This window comes from Streptomyces sp. TAA204 (assembly GCF_000424965.1).
Genome location: NZ_AUKW01000004.1, coordinates 424262 through 450189, shown reverse-complemented (window position 1 = coordinate 450189; position 25928 = coordinate 424262). Strand labels below are relative to the sequence as shown.

Here is a 25928-nt window from a genome sequence, read left to right as displayed (position 1 = left end):
CGTGAACCCCAAGGAGCACGACACGGCAATGTCCAGCAACGGCATTCCCAGCTACGACTACGTCATCGTCGGTGGCGGTACGGCCGGTTCGGTGATCGCCTCACGGCTCACCGAGGACCCGGACGTCACCGTCGCCCTCATCGAGGGCGGCCCGTCGGACATGGACCGGCCGGAGGTGCTCACACTGCGCCGCTGGCTGGGTCTGCTCGGCGGTGAGCTGGACTACGACTACCCCACCACGGAGCAGCCGCGCGGCAACTCCCACATCCGGCACAGCCGCGCGAAGGTGCTCGGCGGCTGCTCGTCCCACAACACCCTGATCTCCTTCAAGCCCCTGCCGTCCGACTGGGACGAGTGGGAGGCGGGGGGAGCCGCGGGCTGGGGCGCCGCCGCCATGGACCCCTACTTCGGCAAGCTGCGCAACAACATCGTGCCGGTCGGCGAGCAGGACCGGAACGCCATCGCCCGCGACTTCATCGCCGCGGCGAAGGACGCCCTGGACGTCCCGGAGATCGAGGGCTTCAACAAGCAGCCCTTCCACGAGGGCGTCGGCTTCTTCGACCTCTCCTACCACCCGGAGACCAACAAGCGTTCCTCAGCCTCCGTCGCCTACCTCCACCCCCACATCGAGGCGGGTGACCGCCCCAACCTCCACATCCTGCTGGAGACCTGGGCCTACCGGCTCGAACTGGCCGGCAACAGGGCGACCGGCGTGCACGTACGCGACAAGGACGGCGGCGAGCGGCTGATATCCGCCGGCCGCGAGGTGCTGCTCTGCGCGGGCGCCGTGGACACCCCGCGGCTGCTGATGCACTCCGGGATCGGACCCCGTGGGGACCTGGAAGCGCTGGGCCTGACCGTCACGCACGATCTGCCGGGTGTGGGGGAGAACCTGCTCGACCACCCCGAGTCGGTCATCGTCTGGGAGACGGACGGGCCGATCCCCGAAAACTCCGCGATGGACTCCGACGCGGGGCTCTTCCTGCGCCGCGATCCGGAAAGCGCGGGCCCCGACCTGATGTTCCACTTCTACCAGATCCCGTTCACGGACAATCCAGAGCGACTGGGCTACGAACGGCCCCCGCACGGCGTCTCGCTGACACCCAACATCCCCAAGCCCCGCAGCCGCGGGCGTCTCCGCCTCACCTCCGCCGACCCCGCCGTCAAACCCGCCCTGGACTTCCGCTACTTCACCGACCCCGGCGACTACGACGCCCGCACCCTGGTGGACGGCGTCAGGGCCGCACGGGAGGTCGCCCGGTCCGAGCCGCTCGCGAAGTGGCTCAAGCGCGAGGTCGCCCCCGGCCCGGAGATCACCTCGGACGAGGAGATCAGCGAGTACGCCCGCAGGGTCGCCCACACCGTCTACCACCCGGCGGGCACCTGCCGGATGGGGGCCGCCGACGACGCACTCGCGGTCGTCGATCCTCAGCTGAGGATCCGCGGCATGGAGGGCATTCGTGTTGCGGACGCCTCCGTCTTTCCCACGATGCCCGCCGTCAATCCGATGATCGGTGTGCTGATGGTCGGTGAGAAGGCGGCTGATCTCATCCGGCCCGAACGACCCGCTACGACTACGGCACCGGGAGGTGTTGCGTGATGACCGAGACCCACGAGTCGGCAGAGACCGCAGGGACCGCAGAGACCGCAGCGGCCACAGGCACCGCGGCGACCGCACGGAACACGGAGGCCGTCGAGGACGCCGTACCCGCGAAACGCGAGGGAGCCGAAGGCTCCACCCCGGTGATCTCCGTGCGTGACCTGTGGAAGGTCTTCGGCCCCAAGAGCCACAGGATTCCCGGCAACGCGGAGTACGCCGGCCTCTCCGGCGCGGAGCTGACCAAACGCACCGGCTGCACCGCCGCCGTGCGCGACGTCTCCTTCGACGTGCACAGCGGCGAGGTCTTCGTCGTCATGGGCCTCTCCGGCTCCGGCAAGTCCACGCTCGTACGGTGCCTGACCCGGCTCATCGAACCGACCTCCGGAAAGCTGGAGATCGACGGTGAGGACGTCCTGGGCATGGACAAGAACCGGCTGCGCGAGCTGCGCCGCAAGCGCGCCGCGATGGTCTTCCAGAACTTCGGCCTGCTGCCGCACCGCACCGTCATCGACAACATCGCCTACGGCCTGGAGATCCAGGGCATGGGCAAGGCCGAACGCCGTGAGAAGGCCATGGAGATGGCGGAGAAGGTGGGCCTGGCCGGGCTCGGACAGCGCCGTCCCGTCGAGCTCTCCGGCGGTCAGCAGCAGCGCGTCGGGCTGGCACGCGCACTGGCGGTCGACCCCGAAGTGCTCCTCTTCGACGAGCCGTTCAGCGCCCTCGACCCGCTGATCCGCCGTGACATGCAGGAGGAGGTCATCCGCCTGCACCGCGAGGAAGGCCGCACGATGGTCTTCATCACCCACGACCTGTCCGAGGCGCTGAGGCTGGGCGACCGCATCGCCCTGATGCGCGACGGCGAGGTCGTGCAGTGCGGCACCCCGGAGGAGATCGTCGCCACGCCGGCGGACGACTACGTCCGCGACTTCGTCCGCGACGTCCCCCGCGAGCAGGTCATATCCGTACGCCGTGCCATGCGCCCCGCCCACGGCGGCGAGGGCGACAGCGGAGCCACCCTCGCTCCCAACGCCATCGTCTCCGAGGCCATCGAGACCATCGTCCGCAGCGGCGGTCACGCCCGGGTCATGGACGGCGACGAACTGCTCGGGATCATCGACGAGCAGCAGTTGCTGGAGGTCATCGCCGGACTCGACGAGGAGGAAGGGGTGGCAGCGTGAGCAGCACCGATACGGTCACCGGGCCCGACAGCGGCACCGTGACCGCGCCGGGTGCGAACCCCCCGGAGAAGTCGCCGCCCCGTTCCCAGGGCCCGGCCCGGCCCGGCCGGCTGTGGCAGAAGGCCGCGGGGCGCAAGCTGCTGGCCCTCCTCGCCCTCGCCGTGGTGCTCGTCCCCCTCGGCGCGGGGCTGTGGGGCAGCGGCGGCTGGCCCGAGCAGCTGAGCGTCGACGTCAACGGGCCGCTCGACGACGCCAACCAGTGGGTCATCGACAACCGTGACACCAATCCGCTCTTCCTCTACTTCCTGCTGCATCTGAGCAACGCCGCACAGACCTCCGTCGACAGCGTCACCGAGCTCCTGGACGCGATGGGCTGGCTCGGCGTCCTCGGCGCGGTGCTGGCCATCTCCTGGTGGGCGGCCGGACTCCGCGCCGACCGCCGGGCCGCCCGTGTGACGGGCACGGCCCTCGGTGCCTTCGCCGTGTGCGGGCTGCTGGCCGTGTGGGAACCGGCCATGGAGACGCTGGGGCTGATGGTGGTCGCCGTCGCGGCATCGGCCGTGGTCGGGCTGCTGCTGGGCCTGGCGGCCGGGTTGTCCGACACCTGCGAGAAGGTGCTGCGGCCGGTGTTCGACACCATGCAGGTGATGCCGGCGTTCGCGTATCTGCTGCCGTTCGTGCTCTTCTTCGACGTCGGTGTCCCCTCGGCTCTCTTCGCCACCGTCATCTACGCCGCTCCGCCCATGGCACGTCTGACCTCGCTCGGGGTGCGCGGCGCCGACGCGTCGGCGCTGGAGGCCTCCGCATCGCTGGGCGCCAACGCCTGGCAACGCCTGTGGACGGCTCAACTGCCGCTGGCCCGCAAGGAGATGCTCCTCGGACTGAACCAGACGATCATGATGGCGCTGTCCATGGTCACCATCGCCTCGGTCATCGGCGCGGGCGGACTCGGTGACGAGGTCTTCCGCGCCCTGTCCAAGGTGAACATCGGTGAGGCCCTGGCGGCCGGACTCGCCATCGTGATGATCGCGATCTGGCTGGACCGTACGACCTCGGCGGCCGGGGAGCGGATGGAGGAGACCTCCGCTCTTCCCGGCAGTCGCCTCTCGCTGCTCGACCGCGTCCGCGGCGTATGGGCGGTGCTGGGCATCCTCCTCGTCACGGCGGTCGGCTGGGTGCTGGGCAAGGCCGTCTCCTCCGACCCCTCGGAGTGGCCCGACGGCTGGACGGTCGAGATCGCCCGCCCGACCAACACGGCCGTCGACTGGTTCACCGACAACTTCGCCGAGGGCATCCCCGTCATCGGCGGCACCGAGGTGTGGGCGACCAAGTTCACGATCTGGGTCCTCAACCCGCTGCGCGACCTGCTCCAGGGCACGCCCTGGTGGATGCTGCTCCTCGTGGTCGCCGCGCTCGCCCTCGTGGTGGGTACCTGGCGCACCGCGCTGACCGGCACGCTCTCGCTCGCCGTGATCGGCGTCATCGGGGTGTGGGACACGTCCCTGGACACCCTCGCCCAGGTCCTGGCGGGTCTCTTCCTCACGCTGGCGCTCGGCTTCGCGATCGGCATCGTGGCCGCGCGGATCGGCCGGGTCGAGCAGATGATCAGGCCCTTGCTGGATGTTCTGCAGACACTGCCGCAGTTCATCTATCTCATTCCCGTCGTCGCCCTCGCGGGCGTCGGACGGGCGGCGGCGATCACGGCGGCGCTGCTCTACGCGCTCCCTGCGGTCGTCCGCATCACCGCACAGGGACTGAAGAACGTCGACCCCTCCGCTCTGGAGGCGTCCCGCTCGCTGGGCGCCAGCGGCGCACAGCAGCTCAGGCAGGTCCAGCTCCCGCTGGCCCGCCCGGCGCTGCTGCTCGCCGTCAACCAGGGCGTGGTGCTCGTTCTGGCGATGGTCGTCATCGGCGGCCTCGTCGGCGGCGGCGCACTCGGCTACGCCGTGGTCTACGGCCTCCAGAAGAGCGAACTGGGCGTCGGGCTCTCCGCCGGTGCCGCGATCGTCCTGCTCGGTCTGGTGCTGGACCGGATCACCCAGCCCGCGGGAGCCGCCAAACGACGCGACCGATGAGCGCGGGGAGCGGCCCCGGCCCTTCCGCACGCCGACCCATCCGCCTACCTTTCCAGCCACCCCCTGTTGCCCCCAGTGAAGAAAGCGATCAAGACATGAGCACTGCCAGCAGAAGCAACCGAGTCCTCCGGTCCGTCCTCGCGGGAGTGGGGGTGCTGGGTCTGGCCGCCGCGACCGCGGGATGCGGCGCCGCCGACACCGGCAAGTCCGCCGGCGACAAGAACGTCACCCTCCTGATCCCGTCCTGGGTGGGCGCCGAGGCGAACGTCGCCGTGGCCAAGCACATCCTCGAAGAGGAGATGGACTACAAGGTCAAGGCCCAGCAGATGGACGAGCCCGTCGCCTGGGACGCGATAGGCCGCGGCAAGGCCGACGCCCTCCTCGAGGACTGGCGCGGTGTGCCGAAGAAGGAGAAGCAGTACCTGGAGGACAAGAAGACCGTCGTCGACGGCGGTGACCTGGGCGTCACCGGCCACATCGGCTGGTACGTCCCCAAGTACTTCGCGGACGAGAACCCCGACGTACTGGACTGGAAGAACCTCAACAAGTACGCCGAGGACTTCCGCACGACGGAGAGCGGCGGCAAGGGCCAGCTCCTGGAGGGCTCACCGTCGTACTCCACCAACGACAAGCACATCATCAAGAACCTCGACCTCGACTTCAAGCCGGTGTACGCGGGCAGCGAGGCCGCCCAGATCACCGAGATGAAGAAGAACGTCAAGGACAAGAAGCCCTTCATCACCTATTGGTGGACCCCGCAGTGGCTGAACGAGGAACTCGACCTCGTCGAGGTCAAGCTGCCCCCGTACAAGGAGGGCTGCGACGAGCCGGTCGAGGACACCAAGTGCGCCTACCCGAACACTCCGCTGAAGAAGTACATGAACAAGGACTTCGCGGAGAACGGCGGTGACGCCGCAGAGTTCCTGAAGAACTTCAAGTGGTCCACGGACCAGCAGAACCAGGTCGCCCAGTGGATCGCGGGCGACGGGATGTCCTCCGAGGACGCCGCGGAGAAGTGGGCCAAGGAGAACAAGGACACCTGGGAGAAGTGGCTGCCGAAGAAGTGACGCGCCGCGCCGCCGGGGCGTATGCCTGAGGGCGGCCCTCCGGGGCCGCCGCCGAGGGCAGAAGGGGCCGGGACACCGCTGGGGCGGTGATCCCGGCCTTCTGCTCGCGGGGCACGGTGTGCGGGGCCCGTCGGGGTGCGGGGCGGCGCCCCGGGGTCTTGGGTACGGCCCGTTCGTCAGGCCCTCTTGGAGGCGAGCTTGACGATGGTGACGTCGGACTCCGCCCCCACCCGCACCGGCGGTCCCCAGGCGCCCGCTCCGCGCGTGACGTAGAGCTGGGTGTCCCCGTAGCGCTCCAGCCCCGCGACGGTCGGATTGGCGAGTGCCGCGAGATAGTTGAGGGGCCACATCTGGCCGCCGTGCGAGTGTCCGGAGAGCTGGAGGTCCACGCCGTGGTCGACGGCCTCGTGGATCTGCACCGGCTGGTGGGCGAGCAGCACGGACGCGCGTGAGGTGTCGCGGTCGCCGAGCGCCTTGTTGAAGTCCGGCCCCTCTCCCTCCTCCTCGCCCTGTACGTCGTTGACGCCCGCGAGGTCGAAGCCGGGCATCTCCAGGCGGCTGTTCTCCAGAGTGCGTACGCCCAGTTCTCCCAGGCGGTCGATCCACTCCGCCGCGTCGCCGAAGTACTCGTGGTTGCCGGTGACGAAGAACGAGCCGTCGCGCGCCTTCAGCCGGCGCAGCGGATCGGCAGCGGCGCCGAGGTGTTCCACACTGCCGTCGACCAGGTCGCCGACGATGGCGATCAGATCGGGCTGGGCGCTGTTGATGGTGTCGACGATGCGCTGGAGGTGGCCCCGTCCGAGAATCGCGCCGATGTGGATGTCGCTGACCACCGCTATGCGGTAACCGTGCGCGGAGCGCGGCAACTTGGCCAGCGGCACGGTGACGTTCTTCAGGGTGGGCCCGTTGAGCACGCCGTACGCCCCCGCGCCGACGGTCCCCGTGGCGACGAGGGCGGCACCGGCGGCGACCGTACGGGCGACGAAGAGCCGCCGCGAGGGGTCCGCGGGGGCCGCGCTCCCGGCGCCGCCCCGGCCGTCGGCGCCTCCGGGCGCAGCGGGAGGCCCCGTCGCGCCGGCGGCACCCGGTTCGGCTTCGGCGGTGTCGCGGACGTCCGTGCCCGCGGTCTTCGTCTCCGTCGCGAGGGCCGTGCCTCCGCCGCCGTCGCCGGGCGCCTGGGTCTCGGCCTCCAGCGGCTCCTCCGCCGCGGGGGCGGCGGAGCCGTCGCTCCCGGAAGCGTCTCCAGGTTCCGCGGAGGCCGCCCGCCGCTCCAGCACCCGCCGCAGCACCGGCCGTACGAACTCCCCCACCAGCAGGGCGAGGAAGAGGTACAGCATCATCGCCACCCACAGATAGCCCGGCCAGGCGAGCACCTGTTCCACGACGAAGGGCGCGCTGCGGCGCGCGACGAACGCGGCGAACACCAGGCCGGACAGGGCGAAGACGAGCACCGTGCCGGTGCGCCGCCAGCGGCTTCGGGGCAGCGAGACGTCACGTACGAGACGGCGCCACAGGTACCAGTGCCCGAGCAGCACCGGAATCATGAGCAGTGTGAAGAACACGGTCAGACTCCCTCGTCTTCCGCCCGCGGGCCACGCGGCGCCCTCAGCCCGCGCAGTCCGATGAAACCGATCGCCGTACCGAGCAGGAACGAGGTGACGGCGAGCACCAGATGGACCCAGAAGTAGCCCGTGGGGTCACCGGCGTCGTCGAAGGCGAGTCCGCTGCTGTCCTTCCACAGATTCCTGACGAACGTGATCCACAGGAACCACGACCAGATTCCGAAGGCGAACAGGAACCAGGACACGCGACGGCTGAGCGTGGGAGGACGCGAGGACCGCGTCCCGGAGGGCTGGCGCATGGGTCAAGTATGGCTATCGGGCTAAGAAGGTCGCCGGGAGGGGCTATCGGGCCGCCTTCCCGGGGGGCCTGGCGGTCCACAAGTGTTCGAAGGGCATGTACTTTCGCTCTGTGCCGACTTCCTCACACTGCGCCCTCCGCATGCCCGCCGCCACGGCGGCCGTCGCCCTCTCGCTTCTGCTGCCCGCCGGACTCGCCGGCTCGGCCCAAGCCGCACCGCCCACCGCAGCACCCGGAGGTGTGAGCGATATCACGTCCGCGGCGTCCGGGGTGGCCGTGGCCGACGCGGAGGACGCGGAGGACGCGGAGGACAAGGACAAGGACCCCGAACCTCCCGCCCGGATGTCCGCCGTCGGCGGGAAGCGCCTCGGCGTGCCCGGCACCCAGATGCGGCCCGCACCGGGAGAGAAACCGCCGGGGCTTCCCAAGGGCGTCACCTCGCGCGCGTGGATCGTCTCCGACGCCGAGTCGGGTGAGGTGCTGGCCGCGCGCAACCCGCACTGGAAGCTCCCGCCGGCCAGCACTTTGAAGATGCTCTTCGCCGAGACCGTGCTGCCGAAGTTCCCCAAGTCGGCCACGCACAAGGTCACCCGCTCCGACCTGGAGGGCATGGGCGAGGGCAGCAGCCTGGTGGGTGTGAAGGAGGGTCAGACCTACAGCGTGGAGGACCTGTGGCGGGGCGTCTTCCTGCGTTCGGGGAACGACGCGGTCCACGTGCTCGCCGCGATGAACGGCGGCAAGGACAAGACCGTACGGGAGATGAACGAGAAGGCCGAGAAGCTGAACGCGCGGGACACGCACGTCGTCAGCCCCGACGGCTACGACAAGAAGGGCCAGGTCTCCTCGGCCTACGACCTGACCCTCTTCGCCCGTGCCGGAATGCAGAAGTCCGACTTCCGCGACTACGCGGCCACCGCGCGGGCCCAGTTCCCCGGTGAGGAGAAGAAGGGCAAGAAGAAGCGCGAGACCTACGAGATCCAGAACACCAACCGGCTGCTGACGGGCGACATCGGCCTGGACCCCTACCCGGGGATCGCGGGCGTGAAGAACGGCTCGACGTCCGACGCCGGGGCCACCTTCACCGGCGTCGCACAGCGCGGCGACCGCGTACTGCTCGTGACGTGCATGCACCCCGACGACGAGCAGGGCGGGCTGGAGGTCTACAAGGAGACCGCCAAGCTCTTCGACTGGGGCTTCGAGGCGGCGGACAAGGTGGAGCCGGTGGGTGAGCTGGTGGCGCCGGGCAGCACGGGCACCTCGGGCAAGCCCGGCGACAGTGAGGACGCCAAGCCCGCGGGCGAGGCCGGGGGCCAGGAGGAGCGCGGCTCCGACGGCGGCTCGGGCGGCGTGGGGGTCGCCATCGGCGTCACCGGTGTCTGCCTGGTCCTCCTGGCGGGCATCGCCTACGCGGTGCACCGCAGGTGGCCGATGCCGGATCTGTCGCGGCTCGGACGCCTTCCGTTCGGTCACGGCCCGGAGCAGGGGTCCGGTTCCGCCGCGAAGCAGGCGTCCGGTTCCGCTACGACGCCGGAGGACGGCCCCGACCCGGATCCGGAGGCCGACTCCGGTCGTCCGGAGGCCGACTCCGGTGGTCCGGAGTCCGGTCCGGACCGGGTGGCCGCTCGGAAGCCCGAGTGACGTCCTGAGCGGGCTCGCCGTGCGGGCTGGGGGCGGCGCGCTCCGTCTCCGCCGGTCCGGGCGCCCCGCTGCCCAGCGCGTCGATCTCCTCGATCGGCTTCAGGGTCCGCTGAGTTGCCGTCCATGAGGCGCAGAAGAGCATCAGCTTCGCCATGAAGCTGATCCACAGCAGCAGCGCGATGGGCGTACCGAACGCTCCGTAGACGCTCTTGGCGGCGACTCCCTGGAGGTAGCCGCCCAGCAGCAGCTTCAGCAGCTCGAATCCGACCGCGCCCATCACGCAGGCGAGGACGGTCGCGCGGCGGGGCGGGCGTACGCCCGGCAGCACGGTCAGCACGTACCACAGCAGCGCGAAGTCGGCGGCCACGGCGGCTGTGTATCCGGCGGCGCTGAGCAGGACGGTGCCGATGCCGCCCTCGGCGAGTCCGAGCTGCCGTGCCAGCCAGGTGACGGTACTGACCGCGAAGGCGGAGCCGCCGAGGGAGAAGAGTCCGACCGCGCCGAGCCCGAGGAGCGCGCCGAGGTCCTTGAGCTTGAGGACGACGAGGTTGCCCGGGTCCTCCTCCAGGTCCCACAGCGCACGCAGGCTCTCGCGGAGCGTGCCGACCCAGTTCACGCCGGTGAAGAGCAGCGCCAGACCGGCGACGAGCCCGATGGTGCCGGCGTTCTCCGCGAAGGACTCGATGTCCAGCTGTTCGGAGATGCCCGGGACCTGGTCCCTGATGGTGTCCTGCAGCGTCCGCATGCGTTCCGGCGACAGCAGCGAGGCCCCGACGGCGGCCGAGACGGCGAGCATCGGGAAGAGCGACAGGAAGCTGGTGAAGGTGATGGCCGCGGCGAGCCGCGTCCACTTGCGCTCGTCCAGGTGCAGGTAGACGCGCCAGACACGGGTCCGGAAGAACCGTTCCGCCTGGGGGCCGATCCACGGCAGCTTCGTGAGCCATTCCATGATCAGCGGTTACCCGCACTCCGCGTTCTCACCCCGGCCTTGCCCCCCGATCGCGATCCGGATCAGCGCAGCGGCGCGAAACCCGCCTCGTCGCCGGAGGGAAGGGGCTGTGCGACCTGACGCGGCACGGCCGACAACGACGGCGAGCCCTCGTCACCGGTGCCGAAGGTGAACTTCCGCTGGAGCCGCCAGACAAGGTCGGCGCCCTGTTCGTACAGCGCGAAGCCGGTGGCCGTCCAGGACGCCTCGAACTCCGCGAGCTCCTCCTGGGCCCGGTCCATGGACTCCTCGGAGATGCCGTGCGCGACCGTCACGTGCGGGTGGTACGGAAAGGTCAGCTCGCGCGCGACCGGGCCCTCGGGCGCCCGCACCTGCTCCTGTAGCCACGTGCAGGCGGACGCGCCCGCCACGAGGCGCACGAAGACGACCGGGGAGATCGGACGGAAGGTGTCCGTGCCGGCCAGACGCAGCTCGAACGCACGCCCCGCCGCGGCCACCCGCGACAGATGCGCCTCGATGTCGGGGCGGTCGGCCGGGTCCGCCTCCGTCGGCGGCAGCAGGGTGACGTGGGTGGGGATCCCGTGGGCTGCGGGGTCGCCGAAGCTCGCACGCCGCTGCTGGAGCAGACTGCCGTGCGGCTCGGGGACAGCGATCGATACGCCGAGCGTGACGGTCCCCACCTCGTTCTCCCTTCTGCGTGTTCAGGTCTGTCTCTTCGTTCCGTACCGCGTGCTGTGCGCGGTCAGGTTCAGAGCTTGGTGGGCAGCAGCCCCACCTTGTCGTATGCCTGTGCGAGTGTCTCCGCGGCCACGGCTCGTGCCTTCTCGGCGCCCTTCGCCAGCAGCGAGTCGAGTGTCTCGGGATCGTCCAGATACTCCCGTGTGCGGTCACGGAAGGGGGCGGCCCAGTCGCCGACGATCTCGGCGAGGTCCGTCTTCAGCGCACCGTAACCCTTGCCCGCGTAATTCTGCTCCAGTTCCGCGATACCGGTGCCGGTGAGCGTGGCGTGGATCGTGAGCAGATTGCTGATGCCGGGCTTGTCCTCGGGGTCGAAGCTGATCTCGCTGCCGGTGTCGGTCACCGCGCTCTTGATCTTCTTCGCCGAGGTCTTCGGCTCGTCCAGCAGGTTGATGATGCCCTTCGGGGACGAGGCCGACTTGCTCATCTTGGCCGACGGGTCCTGAAGGTCGTAGATCTTCGCCGTCTCGCGCAGGATGTACGGCTCGGGGACGGTGAAGGTCCTGCCGTAGCGGCTGTTGAAGCGCTCGGCGAGATTCCTGGTCAGCTCGATGTGCTGCCGCTGGTCCTCGCCGACGGGGACCTGGTTGGCCTGGTAGATCAGGATGTCCGCGACCTGCAGGATCGGGTACGTGAACAGGCCCACCGACGTGCGGTCCGCGCCCTGCTTCGCCGACTTGTCCTTGAACTGCGTCATCCGGGACGCCTCGCCGAAGCCCGTCAGGCACTCCATCAGCCAGCTCAGCTGCGTGTGCTCCGGGACGTGGCTCTGCACGAAGACGGTGCACCGCTCGGGGTCGAGCCCCGAGGCCAGCAGCTGCGCGGCGGCGAGCCGGGTGTTGGCGCGGAGCTCCCGCGGGTCCTGCGGGAGAGTCATCGCGTGCAGGTCGACGACCATGTAGAAGGCGTCGTGGGACTCCTGCAGGGCAACCCACTGGCGCACGGCGCCGAGGTAGTTGCCGAGGTGGAACGAACCCGATGTGGGCTGGATCCCGGAGAGCACACGCGGACGGTCATTGGGCATGCGCCCATTGTCTCAGGTCCCGGGGGGCCGGTGTGCACGCTTGTGCAGTGAGCTGAGGCACCGTGTCGTCCGCCGTGCGCGGCCCTTCGCTCCCCCTCCGCTCCCCGTCTGCTTCCGTCCGCCCGCCTGCCTCGGCCTGTCCGCTCCGTCCGTTCCGTCCGGCGCCCCGCTCCGTCCGGCCACGGCCGCGGACGTGCGCCCCCGGTGGCGACGCGGTCCCGGGAGGCCACTGCCGGGGCGGAAGTTTCTTCGCGGGGCGGTGGGTGGACGATAGAAAGAGGCATCCCCCGCCTCCGTCACGGGACAACGTGAGCAGAGGCGCGGGAGCCGCGGGACAACACGAGACGAACGGAGACCCCGGATGTCCACCTCGGAAGGGCTGATCGCCGCCGCCGAAGCGCGCAGCGCCCACAACTACCACCCTCTGCCCGTCGTCGTGGCCTCCGCCGAGGGGGCCTGGGTGACGGATTCGGACGGGCGGCGCTATCTCGACATGCTCGCCGGATACTCGGCGCTCAATTTCGGGCATCTCAACCCGCGGCTGATCGAGGCGGCCAAGGCGCAGCTGGACCGGGTGACCCTGACCTCCCGCGCCTTCCACCACGACCGCTTCGGCGACTTCTGCGAGCAGCTCGGCGAGCTGTGCGGCATGGAGATGGTGCTGCCCATGAACACCGGCGCCGAGGCCGTGGAGACGGCCGTGAAGACGGCCCGCAAGTGGGGGTACCGGCGCAAGGGCGTGCCCGACGGCCAGGCGAAGATCATCGTCGCGGAGAACAACTTCCACGGCCGCACCACGACGGTGGTCTCCTTCTCCACCGACCCCGAGGCACGTGCGGACTTCGGCCCGTACACGCCCGGCTTCGTCGTCGTCCCCTACGGTGACCTCGCCGCCATGGAGGCCGCGCTCGACGAGCACGGTCGGGACACCGTGGCGGTGCTGCTGGAGCCCGTCCAGGGCGAGGCGGGCGTGCTGGTGCCGCCGGCGGGCTATCTCGCGGGGGTGCGCGAGGCGACGAGGTCCCGGAACGTGCTCATGATCGCGGACGAGATCCAGTCGGGCCTCGGGCGTACCGGGGCGACCTTCGCCTGCGAGCACGAGGGCGTGCATCCCGACATGTACGTGCTGGGCAAGGCGCTGGGCGGCGGCGTCGTACCCGTCTCGGCCGTGGTCTCCTCCCGTGACGTGCTGGGCGTGTACCGGCCCGGGGAGCACGGCTCCACCTTCGGCGGCAACCCGCTGGCGTGCGCGGTGGCGCTGGAGGTGGTCGCGATGCTGCGCACCGGTGAGTACCAGCAGCGGGCCAAGGAGCTGGGCGAGCATCTGCACCGCGAGCTGGGGACGCTGCTGGGCGGCGGAGCCGTGCGCGAGGTGCGCGGGCGCGGGCTGTGGGCGGGCATCGACATCGACCCCGCGCACGGTACGGGCCGCGAGCTGTCGGAGAAGCTGATGAAGCGCGGCGTCCTGGTCAAGGACACCCACGGCTCGACGATCCGCATCGCGCCGCCGCTGGTGGTCACGAAGGAGGACCTGGACTGGGGCCTGGAGCAGTTCGAGGCGGTCCTCCAGGGCTGAGCGCCCCTCCGGGGCGGGCCGGCCCCCCGGGGGCCGGGCAGTCCGCCGGCCTGCGGGGGAACCCGTGGCGGGACGGACCGTGGCAGGACGGGCCGGGGGTGCGAGGCCGCACGCCCGGCCCGTCTCAGCGGGAGAGCAGCTTCAGCACGCGCGACCAGCTGTCCTCGCGGGCTGCCTGGTCCGCGGCTGACGTGGCCACGACGCTGCCGTTCGCGCCGCCTTCCTGGCCGGGCTGTCCGTAGGGGAACCAGTTCACGTGGTGGCCCGCCCCGGGGTAGCTGAGCTGCCGGTGCCTCTTGCCGGACGCGTTGTGCTGCGCGGCGATGCGGCGGGCCGACGCGGCGGAGTCCCACATCTTGTCGTTGCCGCCCGCGACCGCCAGCACGGTGCCGCGCACCTGGTCGAGTTCGATGGGTCCGGCGGGGAGGGGACGGCCGTTCTCGGCCCAGGCCGCACGGCCCGAAGGCCCTGCCAGATAGGGCCCGTTGACCTTGGCGGACGGCGCGTAGGCGATGACGTCGCGGAAGACGGAGGGGTGGCGCTGGCCCAGCAGCTGGGCCACTTCGCTGCCGCGCGAGTTGGCCATCACCGCGAGCCGCTGCGGGTCCGCAGCGGGTTCGTGTGCCAGGACGCGGGCGGCACGGGTGAAGTAGCCCAGGTCGATCATGTCGATCGCGTCCGGCCGCCCCGAGCCCTCGCCGCAGCGGAAGTAGCACAGCGACAGCGCGGGGTGGCCGCGTGCCGCGAGCAACGCGGCTGCGTACTCACCGGAGTTGCCGCCCTCGGAACCGCCGAAGACCAGAACGGGCGCACGCCGGGGGGCGCCCGTGGCGGGGGAGTACATCTCGCCGTCGACCTTGTCCTCGGCGACGGTGAGTTTGCGGTGCCGCACCTTCTCGGACGAGGGCAGCCAGCGGCGTTCGACGGTACGGCCGGCGAGCTGGTCGCCGTCCCTGCTGACGGTCAGCCGCAGGCCGTACGCGCGCTTCTGCGCCGGGGCGGGCGGGTGGTAGGAGAAGGCGTCGCCGCTGCCGATCATCTTCACCCCCGGCCCGCGGCGCGGCAGCATCGCGCTGACCAGCCCCATGCTGTCCGGCTCCGCGTACGGGCGTTCGCCTCGCGGTGCCTGCTTCCCCAGGTCGAGCCTGCCTCCCGCGTCCGCGGTGAACTCGCCCTCCGCGCTCCAGGGGCGGCCGGTCTGGTCCTCGGTGTGGGCGGCGACGGTGACCCGGTCGTGCGCCCCGAGTCCGTCGATCTTCACGCGGAATCTCTCGTCCGCCAGGGCCTCGGGGCGGTCGACCCGGATGGCCACCCGGTCGCTGTCCGGGCGGCGCGCGTCGTGCGAACCGCCCGTTTCCGAGCATGCCGTGCCCGCCGCCAGCACCAACAGGGCGGCGGCGGCCTTGTGCGCGTTCCCGATTCGTCCCACGCCGGGCACCATACGCACCGTGTTCCGGCGCAGCGGAATCGGCCGTTCCTCCCGGCTGGAAATCCGGGCCGATATCCGACACGCTGTCGCGCATGCTGCCCGCAGAGCGTGACTTTTATTTAACGCAGAGCGTCCACAGTGATCCCGGTTCGTCCGACAGGCTCGCGGAACTTCCCTCCGGTCCCGGTGAACTGGCCCTGCTCGTCCGCAACTTGCTCATCCACCGGGAGGAGGCCGGGCGGTTCGGGTGTGCGCTGCCCGAGTCCCGCTACCGGGAGGAGGCCGAAACCCGCTACATAGTCGACATCCTGGACATCGTCACGCGGCTCGACGACGCCCCGCTGACGGCACCCCGCCGGCCCCTCGACCGCTTCGCCGGAACCTGCCGCGACTTCGCACTGCTGCACTGCGCGCTGCTCCGCCACACCGGCACCCCCGCCCGTATCCGGTGCGGCTACGCCACCTACTTCGCACAGGGATTCCACGACGACCACTGGGTGACCGAGTATCTGCACCCCGAGCGCGGCTGGGTCCTCATGGACCCGCAGATGGTGCCCGACTCACGCATCGAGTCGGCCTACGACGTCGACGTGGACCCCCTCGACCTCCCGCGCGACCGCTTCCTCGTCGCGGGCGAGAGCTGGCGCCGCTGCCGCAGCGGCGAGGCCGACCCGAAGACGTTCGGCGTCAGCGTCCTCGGTCTCATGGGCATGTGGATGGTGCGGGCCAACGTCGTACGGGACCTCGCCGCGCTCAACCGGGCAGAGGTGCTGCCCTGGGACGCGTGGGGCGCCGGTGACGGCGGCGCCGCCGGCTCCGCGGGGGACGAGCCGGGTGAGGCGGAACTGGCCGTGCTCGACGAGGCGGCCCGGGTGACGGTCGACGCCGACTTCGAACGTGTCCGTGCCCTGTACCTGAACACCCCGAGCCTGCGGGTGCCGGAGACGATCACCTCCTACCTCTCCTACGACGGGGAGTGCGAGGTGCGGCTGCGCGACGACCCGCAGGCTTGAGGAGCCCTGCCGGACGGCTCGGGTCCGGGTGCTATCCGGCCTGAGCCGTCTCGTACAGCGTCCGGGCGTCCTCCCCGAAGTACGGTCCGAACATGGTGTCCGGCAGGAAGACATAGCCGAAGCTGTTCACCGACGCCTGCAGCCCGGTGCCCGAGGCCTCGTCGAACTCGGTGAACCACGGGCCGCCGCTGGAGCCGCCCGTCATGTTGCACGAGAGTCCGTGGTCACTGGTGAGCAGGAAGTCGCGGAAGCTCGTGCCGCTGCAGTAGACCAGCTTCTCGCCGTCGTACGGGTCGGCGGCGGGGAAGCCGAAGGCGTACATGGTGGTGTCGTAGGGGGCGTTGAAGGACAGGCCCTGGCCGCCCACGACGTCGGTGAGCTTCTGGCCGTCCAGAGGGCTGACCACTGCGGCGCCGATGTCGAAGCTCATGTCCTCACTGGCCTCCCACTGCGGAGTGGTCAGCGTCTCGGCGGCCGTCCATGTGCCGTGCGGGGCCTCGCCGTCGTGGTATCCGGGCACGAAGACCCAGTCGGTGTGCCAGCTGCCCTGATACTTCACGCAGTGCCCGGCCGTGATGACCGTGCTGGCGTTCTCACTGGTGACCGCGTTGCCGGAGCAGGACGCCTCGCGGCCGTCCATCGTGAAGAAGACCCGGCCCGAGGTCTGGACGACGTCGCCGCCGCCCGTCCAGGGCCCGCCCGCCTCGGGCAGCGCCTTGGTTCCGGCCCGGGGCGCGACCGGTGCGACCTTCGACTCGGTGCCGCGCGGCACCGCCTTGCCGGCGCGCTCGACGGCGGCGGAACCGGCGGCGGGGAGGTCGAGCGGTACGGCCTTGCGCATCCGTTCCGCTGTCCAGTGGCCGGCGGCACGCTCCTGTTCGGCCTCCGGCACGGCGAGCTGGGACACGGCCTTCGACGGTGCCGGGCCTGGTGAGCCGGCGGAGTCGGCGTTGGCGGGCGCTGTCTGAAGGGTGAGCCCGATCAGGGCTCCCGCGGCGACAAGTGCTCCGGCGCCTGTGCGTATGCGTCTTGTGCGTCTCACGCGTACTCCTTCTGCGGGGGGTGGTGCAGACGAGTGGTGCGGGCAGACGTGCTTGTGGTGCGGTCGCGCGTCGATATGGTGCCCCGAAACGGGCTGCGTCGAACGGGAGTCGGGGCACGCGCACGCAGGAGGCGCCCGGAGCGGACTCCGGGCGCCTCCTGCGTGCGCGTGCGAGCGGGGGCGTGTGCGCCCCCGCTCGACCGAGGGGTCAGAAGCGGCGTGTGATCAGCGCCCGCTTGACCTCCTGGATGGCCTTCGTCACCTCGATGCCGCGCGGACACGCGTCCGTGCAGTTGAAGGTGGTGCGGCAACGCCACACCCCGTCCTTGTCGTTGAGGATCTCCAGACGCTGTTCTCCGGCCTCGTCGCGGCTGTCGAAGATGAAACGGTGCGCGTTGACGATCGCCGCCGGGCCGAAGTACTGCCCGTCGTTCCAGAACACCGGGCACGAACTGGTGCACGCGGCGCACAGGATGCACTTGGTGGTGTCGTCGAAGCGCTGACGGTCGGCGTCCGACTGCAGACGCTCGCGCGTCGGCTCGTTCCCGGTCGTGACCAGGAACGGCATGACGTCCCGGTACGCCTGGAAGAACGGCTCCATGTCGACCACGAGGTCCTTGTGGACCGTGAGGCCCTTTATCGCCTCGACGGTGATCGGCTTGGTGCCCTTTCCGTCCTTGATCGCGGTTATGTCCTTGATCAGGGTCTTGCACGCCAGCCGGTTGCGGCCGTTGATGCGCATCGCGTCCGAGCCGCAGATGCCGTGCGCGCAGGAGCGGCGGAAGGTCAGCGTCCCGTCCGTCTCCCACTTGATCTTGTGGAGCGCGTCCAGGACGCGGTCCTTGGGGTCGATCTCGAGGGTGAAGTCCTCCCACACCGCATCGGCCGACACCTCCGGGTTGAACCGGCGGATGCGGAAGGTCGCGGTGATCACGCGCGGGACGGCGGACCCCGCCGAGGGGCCCCCGGCCGGCGTGCCGGTCTTCTCCGTGACAGCGGTGCTCATCAGTACTTACGCTCCATAGGCTGGTAGCGGGTCTGCACGACCGGCTTGTAGTCCAGCCGGATCGACTCGGTGCCGTCGTCGCCCACTTCGCGGTAAGCCATCGTGTGCCGCATGAAGTTGACGTCGTCGCGGTTCGGGTAGTCCTCGCGGTAGTGGCCGCCGCGGGACTCCTTGCGGGCCAGCGCGGAGACCGCCGTGACCTCGGCCAGGTCCAGCAGGTTGCCCAGTTCGAGGGCCTCCAGCAGATCGGTGTTGAACCGCCGGCCCTTGTCCTGGACGCTGATCTCCCGGTAGCGCTTGCGCAGTTCGCCGATCTCCTCGACGGCCTCCTTCAGCGTCTGCTCCGTACGGAAGACCATGACGTTCTTGTCCATGCACTCCTGGAGCGCCCTGCGGATGTCCACGACCCGCTCGTTGCCGGTCGCGTCCCGCAGGTTCTCCACCTCGCCCTGCACGAACGCGCCCGGGTCCTCAGGCAGTTCGACGAAGTCCGCGGTGGACGCGTACGCGGCGGCGGCGATGCCGGCGCGCCGTCCGAAGACGTTGATGTCCAGCAGCGAGTTGGTGCCCAGCCGGTTCGCGCCGTGCACGGAGACGCAGGCGACCTCGCCGGCCGCGTACAGGCCCGGGACGGGGGTGTTGTTGTTCGCGAGCACCTGGCCCTGGACGTTCGTCGGCATGCCGCCCATCGCGTAGTGCGCCGTCGGCTGGATGGGCACCGGGTCCGTGTAGGGCTCGATGCCCAGGTACGTACGGGCGAACTCGGTGATGTCCGGCAGCTTCGCGTCGAGCTGCTCCGGCGGCAGGTGCGTCAGGTCGAGGAAGACGTGGTCGCCGTCGGGGCCGCAGCCGCGCCCCTCGCGGATCTCGGTGTAGATGGCGCGCGAGACGACGTCACGCGAGGCGAGGTCCTTCATCACCGGCGCGTACTTCTCCATGAAGCGCTCGCCGTCGCAGTTGCGCAGGATGCCGCCCTCACCGCGGGCGCCCTCCGTGAGCAGGATGCCCATCTTCCAGATGCCGGTCGGGTGGAACTGGAAGAACTCCATGTCCTCCAGCGGCAGTCCGCGCCGGAAGGCGGCGGCCTGGCCGTCGCCGGTGAGCGTGTGCGCGTTGGAGGAGACCTTGAAGAACTTGCCGTTGCCGCCCGAGGCGAAGACGACGGCCTTCGCCTGGAAGACGTGGATCTCGCCGGTGGCCAGTTCGTAGGCGACGACGCCCGCGGTCTTGCGGATGCCGTCGGTCTCGTTCAGCAGCAGGTCCAGGACGTAGAACTCGTTGAAGAACTCCACGCCCTCCTTCACGCAGTTCTGGTACAGCGTCTGAAGGATCATGTGGCCCGTGCGGTCCGCCGCGTAGCAGGAGCGGCGCACCGGCGCCTCGCCGTGGTTGCGGCTGTGGCCGCCGAAGCGGCGCTGGTCGATGGTGCCGTCCGGGGTCCGGTTGAACGGCAGGCCCATCTTCTCCAGGTCCAGGACGGAGTCGATGGCCTCCTTCGCCAGGATCTCCGCGGCGTCCTGGTCGACCAGGTAGTCGCCGCCCTTGATCGTGTCGAAGGTGTGCCACTCCCAGTTGTCCTCCTCGACGTTCGCGAGGGCCGCGGCCATGCCGCCCTGGGCGGCGCCGGTGTGGGAGCGGGTGGGGTAGAGCTTCGTCAGTACCGCGGTGCGGCTGCTCCTGGTGGACTCGATGGCCGCGCGCATGCCGGCGCCGCCGGCTCCGACGATCACGGTCTCGTACTTGTGGATCTTCATGGGGTCACCTCGGGCCCGTACGTACGTCAGCGGATGTTCGGGTCGAAGGTGAAGATCACCAGCGTGCCCAGCAGGACGGTGAACACCGTGGCCGTGTAGAGCAGCATCTTCAGCCACATGCGGGTGCCGTCCCGCTCCGCGTAGTCGTTGATGACGGTGCGCAGGCCGTTCGCGCCGTGCAGCATCGCGAGCCACAGCATCATCAGGTCCCACACCTGCCAGAACGGCGAGGCCCAGCGGCCGGCGACGAACGCGAAGCCGATCTTGCTCACGCCGCCGTCCAGCACGAGCTGGATCAGCAGGTGGCCGATGACCAGGACGACGAGCACGATGCCCGACAGCCGCATGAACAGCCAGCCGTACAGCTCGAAGTTGGTGCGCGTCGATTTCGGGGTCCTGGCGGTACGGGCGCGCGGGGGCTCGATCAGGGGTGCCGGGTTGTCCACGCTGTAGGCGGGGGCGTCCCCGCCGGCGGAGTTCTTCGCGGCTGCGGTCTCGGCGGTCTCGGTCGACATCTCTCTCAGCTCCCGAACAGCGAACGCAGGGTGTGCTGCATCACGGGGTAGAAGGCACCGGCCATCAGGACGCCCCAGATGCCCATCACGGTCCACAGCATCTGCTTCTGGTACTTCGCGCCCTTCGACCAGAAGTCCACGGCGACGACGCGCAGGCCGTTCAGCGCGTGGAAGAGGACGGCAGCCACGAGGCCGTACTCCATGAGGTTGACGAGCGGTGTCTTGTAGATCGCCACTGTCTCGTCGTACATCTCGGGTGAGACGCGGACGAGTGCGGTGTCGAGCACGTGCACGAACAGGAAGAAGAAGATGAGGACGCCGGTGACTCGGTGAGCCACCCAGGACCACATGCCTTCCCGGCCGCGATACAGCGTTCCAGCCGGCACGGAAAAAACCTTCCGGGAGCAGATTTTCAGAGCCTGCCGCCATCTTCGACTCGGGTAAGTGCAGCGGTGCCGGCCGGGCTCGGCCGGGTACGGATCACCGGCCTGGGCCATCGTAGCGACGCTTTGTCGGCACAACCGTCCCGGGTGGGGCGGGTGTGATCAATCAGGCACGTACGGGCCGGCTGTGGAGTGAGGGTGCCACGCCGTGGGACGGCCTCAGCGGGGCGCCGTGACCAGCCCGGACAGCCTGCCGCGCGCGAGGAGGCGCAGCTCCTCTGCGGAGACCTCGCGCTCCTCGTCGGTGTCGTGGCCGAGGCGGGAGCGCACCGCGGCGAGCGCCTGGTCGAGCCGCTCCTCGGGACGGTACGTGTCGAGGCAGACGACGAAGGTGTGCCCGAAGCGCTTCTCGTAGGCGGAGTGCGCGGCCCGCAGAGCCGTGTGCGCGGCGAGCATCCCCCGCCGCTCGGCGGACGGGACCGCGGCGTGCGGACCGGGGGAGGGCAGTTGGGCCGACTCCGCGGACAGCGCCTCCGACAGGTCCCGCGCCGTCATGTCGTAACTCGCCTCGTCCACGGCCGCCAGCAGCGCCTCCATGTCGGGGTAGGGGCGGCAGGCCGCGACGCGTATCGCCCAGCGGCGGCTGCCGGCGCAGCGCAGCAGCAGTGCCGAGGTCTGGGCCGTGGGCGCGGCGTTGAAGCGGGAGAGGGGCATCGGCAGCGGTTTCGGCAGCGGTGCGGCCGGCGGGGCGGGCCGCTGCCCCGTCACCACGGGCCCGGCTCCGGCCAGGCCGCCGGCAGACCCGGCCGGGGCCGTCTCCTCGCTCTGCGGACTGGGCGGCGGCATGAACTCCTCGAACGGCGGACGTACGGGAAAGTGGCGTACGACGGACAGGACAGCCGGACGTCACCGTGCCGGGAGGGCCGGGACCGTCCGGCGGGCCGCTCGGCCCCGCTGTGTGAAGCCGGTTCGGGGCGGTGCTGGCGGCGCCGCGGCCACCGTAACGAGGCGGGGCGCGAACGATACGACGAGCATGTGAAATTCACTCGGAAGGGAGAAGACCCTGTTCGTGGACCTGACGAGTGCGAGATGAAAAGGGGCAATAACCTATCTTTATGGGATCTATGTGGCCAAAGAAGCTGAAGGCTTCGACAGCCGCGCTCGTGGCGGGAACGGTGACGGTTCTCACTCTCAGCGCCTGCTCGGACGAGGACACCGGCGGCGGAGGGGGTGGGGGTCCGGCGAACGGCTCGTCCGCCGTCCCGACTCCCACGGCTCCGGCCCGAACCGGCCCCGCTCCCGCGGCGATCCCCTCCGTGCGCGACTGGCAGCCGGTGCGCGGACCGGGCTGGGAGCCCTCGAAGCACACCCGGGTCGTCGCCGACCCCGAGGGTCCGCTCGCCGGCGAGGCGAAGCTGCTCGCACGTGAGTTGAAGGTCCCCTTCAGCAAGGGCCCGGCCCGTACGGCGGACGTCGAACTCGTGAAGGACGAGGACGCCGGTACGGGACGGGAGGGATACGAGCTGCGGAGCCGGAAGGGCAAGGTGAGGATCACCGCTTCCGCCGACGCCGGCGTCTTCTACGGCACCCGCACCCTGCTCCAGTCGGTCCGCGCACGCGGCGGAGTCGCGGACGGTGTCGTCAGGGACGAGCCCGACCGCCCCCAGCGCGGTTTCATGCTCGACATCGCGCGCAAGCACTTCAGCGCCGACTGGATCGAGGACCGCATCCGGGAGATGGGCGACCTCAAGCTCAACCAGCTCCAGCTCCACATCTCCGACGACCAGGCGTTCAGGCTCGAGAGCACTTCCCACCCGGAGGTGGTCTCCCGTCCCCGGCTGACCAAGGAGCAGATGCGGCGGATCGTGAAGCTCGCCGAGTCCCGGCACATCACCGTCATTCCCGAGATCGACTCTCCGGGGCACCTCGGCGCGGTCATCGACGCGCACCCGGAGCTGCAGCTCAAGGACGAGTCGGGCAGTCCGACGCGCGGCGCGGTGGACATCGCCGACCCGAAGGCCGCGAAGATCATCGACGATCTGCTGCGCGAGTACGCCGACCTCTTCCCCGGCAAGTACTGGCACCTGGGCGGAGACGAGTACCTGGCCCTCACGAAACGGGACCCGGAGGCCTCCTATCCAAAGCTGGCCTCCGAGGCACGAGAGAAGTACGGCAGGGACGCCGGCGTGCGCGACCTGGCAGCCGCCTGGCTCAACGACCGGGCCGAGACCGTGCGCGAGGAGGGCAGGACACCGCAGGTGTGGAACGACGGCGTCCACCCCGGAGGCGCCGTACCGCAGAAGAAGAACAGGCAGATCACGTACTGGACGGGCAAGGAGATCGGGGAGCGCGACCCCGTGGAGTACCTGAAGGAGGGCTGGAAGCTGATCAACTTCAACGACGAGTACCTCTACTACGTCCTCGGGCAGCCCAACGACTTCACCTACCCCACGGGGCGGCGCATCTACGAGCAGTGGACGCCGGCGGTGCTGCGCGGAACGAAGCCCGTCCCGAAATCCCTCTCCGGACCGGAGCACGTACCCGGCGGCAGGTTCGCGGTGTGGTGCGACCTTGCGGACGCGCAGACCCCCGCACAGGTGGCGGCGGGAATCCGGATGCCGTTGCGTGCCACCGCGCAGAAGCTGTGGAACCCCTCCGAACCGGCTCTGAGCTGGGAGGACTTCCAGAAGCTCGGCGCGCGCACGGCCTGAGAAATGCGAAGGCGACCGGGATCGCCACCCCCCACAGGAGAGACCCCGGTCGCCCTCGAGAACGGGCGCACCACGCCAGGGGCAGGCCCGTACCCCTTACAGCGTTCCCCGGCCCGATTCTGTTACGTGGTCAACTTACGTGGACGTCGACGCACACTTGGCCTTAGCGTGCTCTCGCATCGATGCTGGTTGGTGCATACGGATTACGCAGGCATCAGCGACACGACAGTCAGGCGCCGGACCAGGGGCGCGACCAGATCCGTTGGGACATCGCGGAGTGGGGCGAGAAACGGGCGTGCAGGGGGACGACGCGGAGTTGACAGCCGCGGTGCGCGCGGCACAGGGCGGGGACGAAGTCGCCTTCCGCACTGTGTACAGGGCTGTGCACCCGCGGCTGCTCGGCTATGTCCGCACGCTCGTCAACGAACCCGACGCCGAGGACGTCACCTCGGAGGCATGGCTCCAGATAGCACGCGACCTCGGAAGGTTCAGCGGGGACGCCGACCGCTTCCGGGGCTGGGCCGCGCGGATCGCCCGTAACCGCGCACTCGACCATCTGCGCACGAAGGGCCGCCGCCCCGTCATCGGCGGCGACGAGAGCGACCTGGCCGTACTCCCCGCCGGTGCCGACACCGCCGCCCAGGCCATGGAGTCCCTCGGCACGGGGCGCACCATGGCGATCATCTCGCAGCTGCCGCAGGACCAGGCCGAGGCCGTGGTGCTGCGGGTGGTCGTGGGGCTGGACGCCAAGGGCGCCGCCCAGGTGCTGGGCAAGCGGCCCGGTGCCGTGCGTACGGCCGCACACCGCGGGCTGCGCAAGCTCGCGGAGCTGCTGGAGGACACCGCGGAGGGGCCGGCAGAACCGGGGGAGGGCCCCGAAGCGTCTCAGTGGGACACAGGCCGCGGTGTGACGCATCAGGCCCCGCGAACGCTGAGGGAAACGTGATGGCGGACGACGACCGGTACAGGTGGCTGGACGAAGAGGCGGCGGAGCGACTGCTCCGCGGCCAGTCGGTCGATGCGCGTAGCGCTGTTCGCGCCGGACGTCAGCCGGAGAGTCACCGCAACGCCGGCGCGGTCTCCGGTGGTTCCACGGGACGGCCGGGAGCCACCACTCCGTCCTGGGCCCGCCGTGAAGCCGGCGGTCCGCATCAGCACCCCCGGCGGTCCGGGCACGCCGCTGATCCCGCCGAACGGCTCGCGGCCGCACTCGAGGAGTTCGCCGCCGAGCAGACGGCGACCGTGCATCAGGCGGACGAGCGGCACGCCGCGCAGGGCACCGGGCAGTCCGACCGGTCCGCCGAGCTCCCCGGAGAGGCCGCCGCTCTGGAGGCGTTCCGGGCGGCGCACGCCAGAACGGGCGTGCACAGCGGAACGGTCGAGATCAGCGCCGGCCCCACGGAGTCGGGAACGGTCATCGGCAGACGTGCGGTCCGTGACAGCCGTGACAGCCGCGGTGGCCGTGCACACGACCGTCGTCCGCCCGGCGCGGCACGCCGGGTGTCCCTGGCGGGACGCCCCTTGCGCGCCGGGTTCGCCATGGCAGTCGCCGGATGTGCCCTGGGCGGTGCCGCTGTCGCGGCGACCACGGGCGTGCTGCCGACACCGTTCGGTGACAGCAAGTCGCCCGCGGCGAGCGTGTCACCGCTGGCCAGTCCGAGCGACGGCGAGCGCGACGCGGCGCAGGGCGGCAGCGGCAGCGCCGAGGACAACGGGCCAAGACGCGGCACCCGTGAGGGGGACGGCTCGTCAGGGCCGTCCGACTCGCCGAGCGGTGAGGACCTCGCGGGTACGGAGCGCGGACGCGAAGGCAAGAATCCGAAGGAACCGGGCCCCGGGAGGGGAGCGCCGCCGGAAGGCGGTCTGTCGGGACCGGACAAGCAGGCGATAGCGCGGGCCCTGTGCGCGGCGTACGAGAACGAGGACCTCTCCGCCGGCGCCCGGCTGAAGCTCGAGCAGGTGGCCGGAGGCTCGGCGGACGTCGAGAAGTTCTGCGACAAGTACGACGGCAGCAACGCCCAGTCCGGTGGCGGCTCGGGCGGGCCGGGCGGCCCCGGTGGACCGGGCGGTCCAGGAGGCCCGGGTGGTCCGGGAAACTCCGGGGGGTCGGGGAGTGACGGCGGCGGCGACGCGGGCGGCGGCGACTCCTCCGGCGGCGGCAGCGGGCCGGGCGGGATAGGCACGCCCGGCGGCGACCCCGACGGCGGCGACGGTGACGGATTCAACCCGGCGCCGGGCGACGACGGCTCTCAGTCGCCGGAAGAAGACGACTCGGAGGGTGCGGCCGCGGACTCGTCGCAGGCCCCCTCGAACGTGTGACGCAGACCACACAATTTAGTTGAATCCTGGTGTGACATTTTCAAGCTGCAC

Annotated in this window: 22 protein-coding genes; 10 read left to right on the top strand and 12 right to left on the bottom strand. The window is 70.4% G+C overall.

Annotated elements, in window-relative coordinates; genetic code table 11:
* Nucleotides 1-28: 28 nt before the first annotated feature.
* From H343_RS0110335 to H343_RS0110320, 4 genes are all read left to right on the top strand, one after another.
* Nucleotides 29-1600 (top strand): GMC oxidoreductase, encoded by a 1572-nt coding sequence (locus tag H343_RS0110335; protein ID WP_037903147.1) that lies wholly within the window; start codon nucleotides 29-31, stop codon nucleotides 1598-1600.
* Nucleotides 1600-2778: a glycine betaine/L-proline ABC transporter ATP-binding protein gene (locus H343_RS0110330; protein ID WP_078505334.1), complete on the top strand. Its 1179-nt coding sequence runs from the start codon at nucleotides 1600-1602 to the stop codon at nucleotides 2776-2778. Before H343_RS0110335 ends, H343_RS0110330 begins: the two co-directional genes overlap by 1 nt.
* A gap of 38 nt (nucleotides 2779-2816) precedes the next feature.
* Entirely contained in the window at nucleotides 2817-4853 is a 2037-nt protein-coding gene (locus tag H343_RS0110325) for an ABC transporter permease subunit (protein ID WP_028431065.1), read from the top strand.
* A 95-nt stretch (nucleotides 4854-4948) separates the two neighbouring features.
* Nucleotides 4949-5920, top strand: coding sequence for an ABC transporter substrate-binding protein (locus H343_RS0110320; protein WP_028431064.1), 972 nt, complete (start codon nucleotides 4949-4951; stop codon nucleotides 5918-5920).
* Between the two features lie 176 nt (nucleotides 5921-6096).
* On the opposite strand, the gene H343_RS0110315 is transcribed toward H343_RS0110320, so the two are convergent.
* Nucleotides 6097-7464: a metallophosphoesterase gene (locus H343_RS0110315; protein ID WP_106958820.1), complete on the bottom strand. Its 1368-nt coding sequence runs from the start codon at nucleotides 7462-7464 to the stop codon at nucleotides 6097-6099.
* A 20-nt stretch (nucleotides 7465-7484) separates the two neighbouring features.
* Nucleotides 7485-7781 carry an SCO4848 family membrane protein gene (locus H343_RS0110310; protein ID WP_051264916.1) on the bottom strand — a complete coding sequence of 99 codons (297 nt, stop codon included), beginning with the start codon at nucleotides 7779-7781 and terminating at the stop codon, nucleotides 7485-7487.
* Nucleotides 7782-7876: 95 nt separating this feature from the next.
* Here H343_RS0110310 and H343_RS30005 point away from each other — a divergent pair, with 95 nt between their 5' ends.
* Nucleotides 7877-9418, top strand: coding sequence for a D-alanyl-D-alanine carboxypeptidase family protein (locus H343_RS30005; RefSeq protein WP_486586850.1), 1542 nt, complete (start codon nucleotides 7877-7879; stop codon nucleotides 9416-9418).
* On the opposite strand, the gene H343_RS30000 is transcribed toward H343_RS30005, so the two are convergent.
* From H343_RS30000 to trpS, 3 genes are all read right to left on the bottom strand, one after another.
* A complete protein-coding gene (locus H343_RS30000; RefSeq protein WP_106958812.1) occupies nucleotides 9300-10367 on the bottom strand; it encodes a YihY/virulence factor BrkB family protein in 1068 nt (355 codons plus the stop codon). The two genes, H343_RS30005 and H343_RS30000, sit on opposite strands and share 119 nt — an antisense overlap.
* A 62-nt stretch (nucleotides 10368-10429) precedes the next feature.
* Nucleotides 10430-11047, bottom strand: a complete 618-nt coding sequence (locus H343_RS0110295) for a 2'-5' RNA ligase family protein (protein ID WP_028431061.1) — start codon at nucleotides 11045-11047, stop codon at nucleotides 10430-10432.
* 68 nt (nucleotides 11048-11115) lie between these two features.
* Entirely contained in the window at nucleotides 11116-12129 is a 1014-nt protein-coding gene (gene trpS, locus H343_RS0110290; protein ID WP_028431060.1) for a tryptophan--tRNA ligase, read from the bottom strand.
* 361 nt (nucleotides 12130-12490) lie between these two features.
* Here trpS and rocD point away from each other — a divergent pair, with 361 nt between their 5' ends.
* On the top strand, nucleotides 12491-13705 hold the full coding sequence (rocD, locus tag H343_RS0110285; RefSeq protein ID WP_028431059.1) for an ornithine--oxo-acid transaminase: 1215 nt from the start codon (nucleotides 12491-12493) through the stop codon (nucleotides 13703-13705).
* A 124-nt stretch (nucleotides 13706-13829) separates the two neighbouring features.
* Here rocD and H343_RS0110280 read toward each other — a convergent pair whose 3' ends face one another.
* The gene (locus H343_RS0110280) at nucleotides 13830-15134 is read right to left on the bottom strand and encodes an acyl-CoA thioesterase/BAAT N-terminal domain-containing protein (protein ID WP_028431058.1); all 1305 of its coding nucleotides are present in this window, start codon (nucleotides 15132-15134) and stop codon (nucleotides 13830-13832) included.
* 92 nt (nucleotides 15135-15226) lie between these two features.
* On the opposite strand from H343_RS0110280, the gene H343_RS0110275 reads away from it, so the two are divergent.
* On the top strand, nucleotides 15227-16147 hold the full coding sequence (locus H343_RS0110275; protein ID WP_028431057.1) for a transglutaminase family protein: 921 nt from the start codon (nucleotides 15227-15229) through the stop codon (nucleotides 16145-16147).
* 31 nt (nucleotides 16148-16178) lie between these two features.
* Here the strand turns inward: H343_RS0110275 and H343_RS0110270 are convergent, their stop codons facing one another.
* From H343_RS0110270 to H343_RS0110245, 6 genes are all read right to left on the bottom strand, one after another.
* Nucleotides 16179-17189: a peptidase gene (locus H343_RS0110270; protein WP_028431056.1), complete on the bottom strand. Its 1011-nt coding sequence runs from the start codon at nucleotides 17187-17189 to the stop codon at nucleotides 16179-16181.
* A gap of 208 nt (nucleotides 17190-17397) precedes the next feature.
* A complete protein-coding gene (locus H343_RS0110265) occupies nucleotides 17398-18195 on the bottom strand; it encodes a succinate dehydrogenase iron-sulfur subunit (protein WP_028431055.1) in 798 nt (265 codons plus the stop codon).
* Nucleotides 18195-19949: a succinate dehydrogenase flavoprotein subunit gene (gene sdhA, locus H343_RS0110260; RefSeq protein ID WP_028431054.1), complete on the bottom strand. Its 1755-nt coding sequence runs from the start codon at nucleotides 19947-19949 to the stop codon at nucleotides 18195-18197. Before sdhA ends, H343_RS0110265 begins: the two co-directional genes overlap by 1 nt.
* A 26-nt stretch (nucleotides 19950-19975) precedes the next feature.
* Nucleotides 19976-20464: a succinate dehydrogenase hydrophobic membrane anchor subunit gene (locus tag H343_RS0110255; protein ID WP_028431053.1), complete on the bottom strand. Its 489-nt coding sequence runs from the start codon at nucleotides 20462-20464 to the stop codon at nucleotides 19976-19978.
* Nucleotides 20465-20469: 5 nt separating this feature from the next.
* Nucleotides 20470-20850 carry a succinate dehydrogenase, cytochrome b556 subunit gene (gene sdhC / locus H343_RS0110250; RefSeq protein WP_037903145.1) on the bottom strand — a complete coding sequence of 127 codons (381 nt, stop codon included), beginning with the start codon at nucleotides 20848-20850 and terminating at the stop codon, nucleotides 20470-20472.
* A 216-nt stretch (nucleotides 20851-21066) separates the two neighbouring features.
* The gene (locus tag H343_RS0110245) at nucleotides 21067-21693 is read right to left on the bottom strand and encodes a 2-oxo-4-hydroxy-4-carboxy-5-ureidoimidazoline decarboxylase (RefSeq protein WP_486586849.1); all 627 of its coding nucleotides are present in this window, start codon (nucleotides 21691-21693) and stop codon (nucleotides 21067-21069) included.
* A 269-nt stretch (nucleotides 21694-21962) separates the two neighbouring features.
* On the opposite strand from H343_RS0110245, the gene H343_RS0110240 reads away from it, so the two are divergent.
* The 3 genes from H343_RS0110240 (at nucleotide 21963) to H343_RS33560 (ending at nucleotide 25877) form a co-directional block, all read left to right on the top strand.
* Nucleotides 21963-23558, top strand: coding sequence for a family 20 glycosylhydrolase (locus tag H343_RS0110240; RefSeq protein ID WP_106958811.1), 1596 nt, complete (start codon nucleotides 21963-21965; stop codon nucleotides 23556-23558).
* 295 nt (nucleotides 23559-23853) lie between these two features.
* The gene (locus H343_RS0110235; protein WP_028431049.1) at nucleotides 23854-24504 is read left to right on the top strand and encodes an RNA polymerase sigma factor; all 651 of its coding nucleotides are present in this window, start codon (nucleotides 23854-23856) and stop codon (nucleotides 24502-24504) included.
* Complete coding sequence (locus H343_RS33560) at nucleotides 24504-25877, top strand: hypothetical protein (RefSeq protein WP_028431048.1); 1374 nt, start codon at nucleotides 24504-24506, stop codon at nucleotides 25875-25877. Before H343_RS0110235 ends, H343_RS33560 begins: the two co-directional genes overlap by 1 nt.
* The last annotated feature ends 51 nt before the right edge of the window (nucleotides 25878-25928 follow it).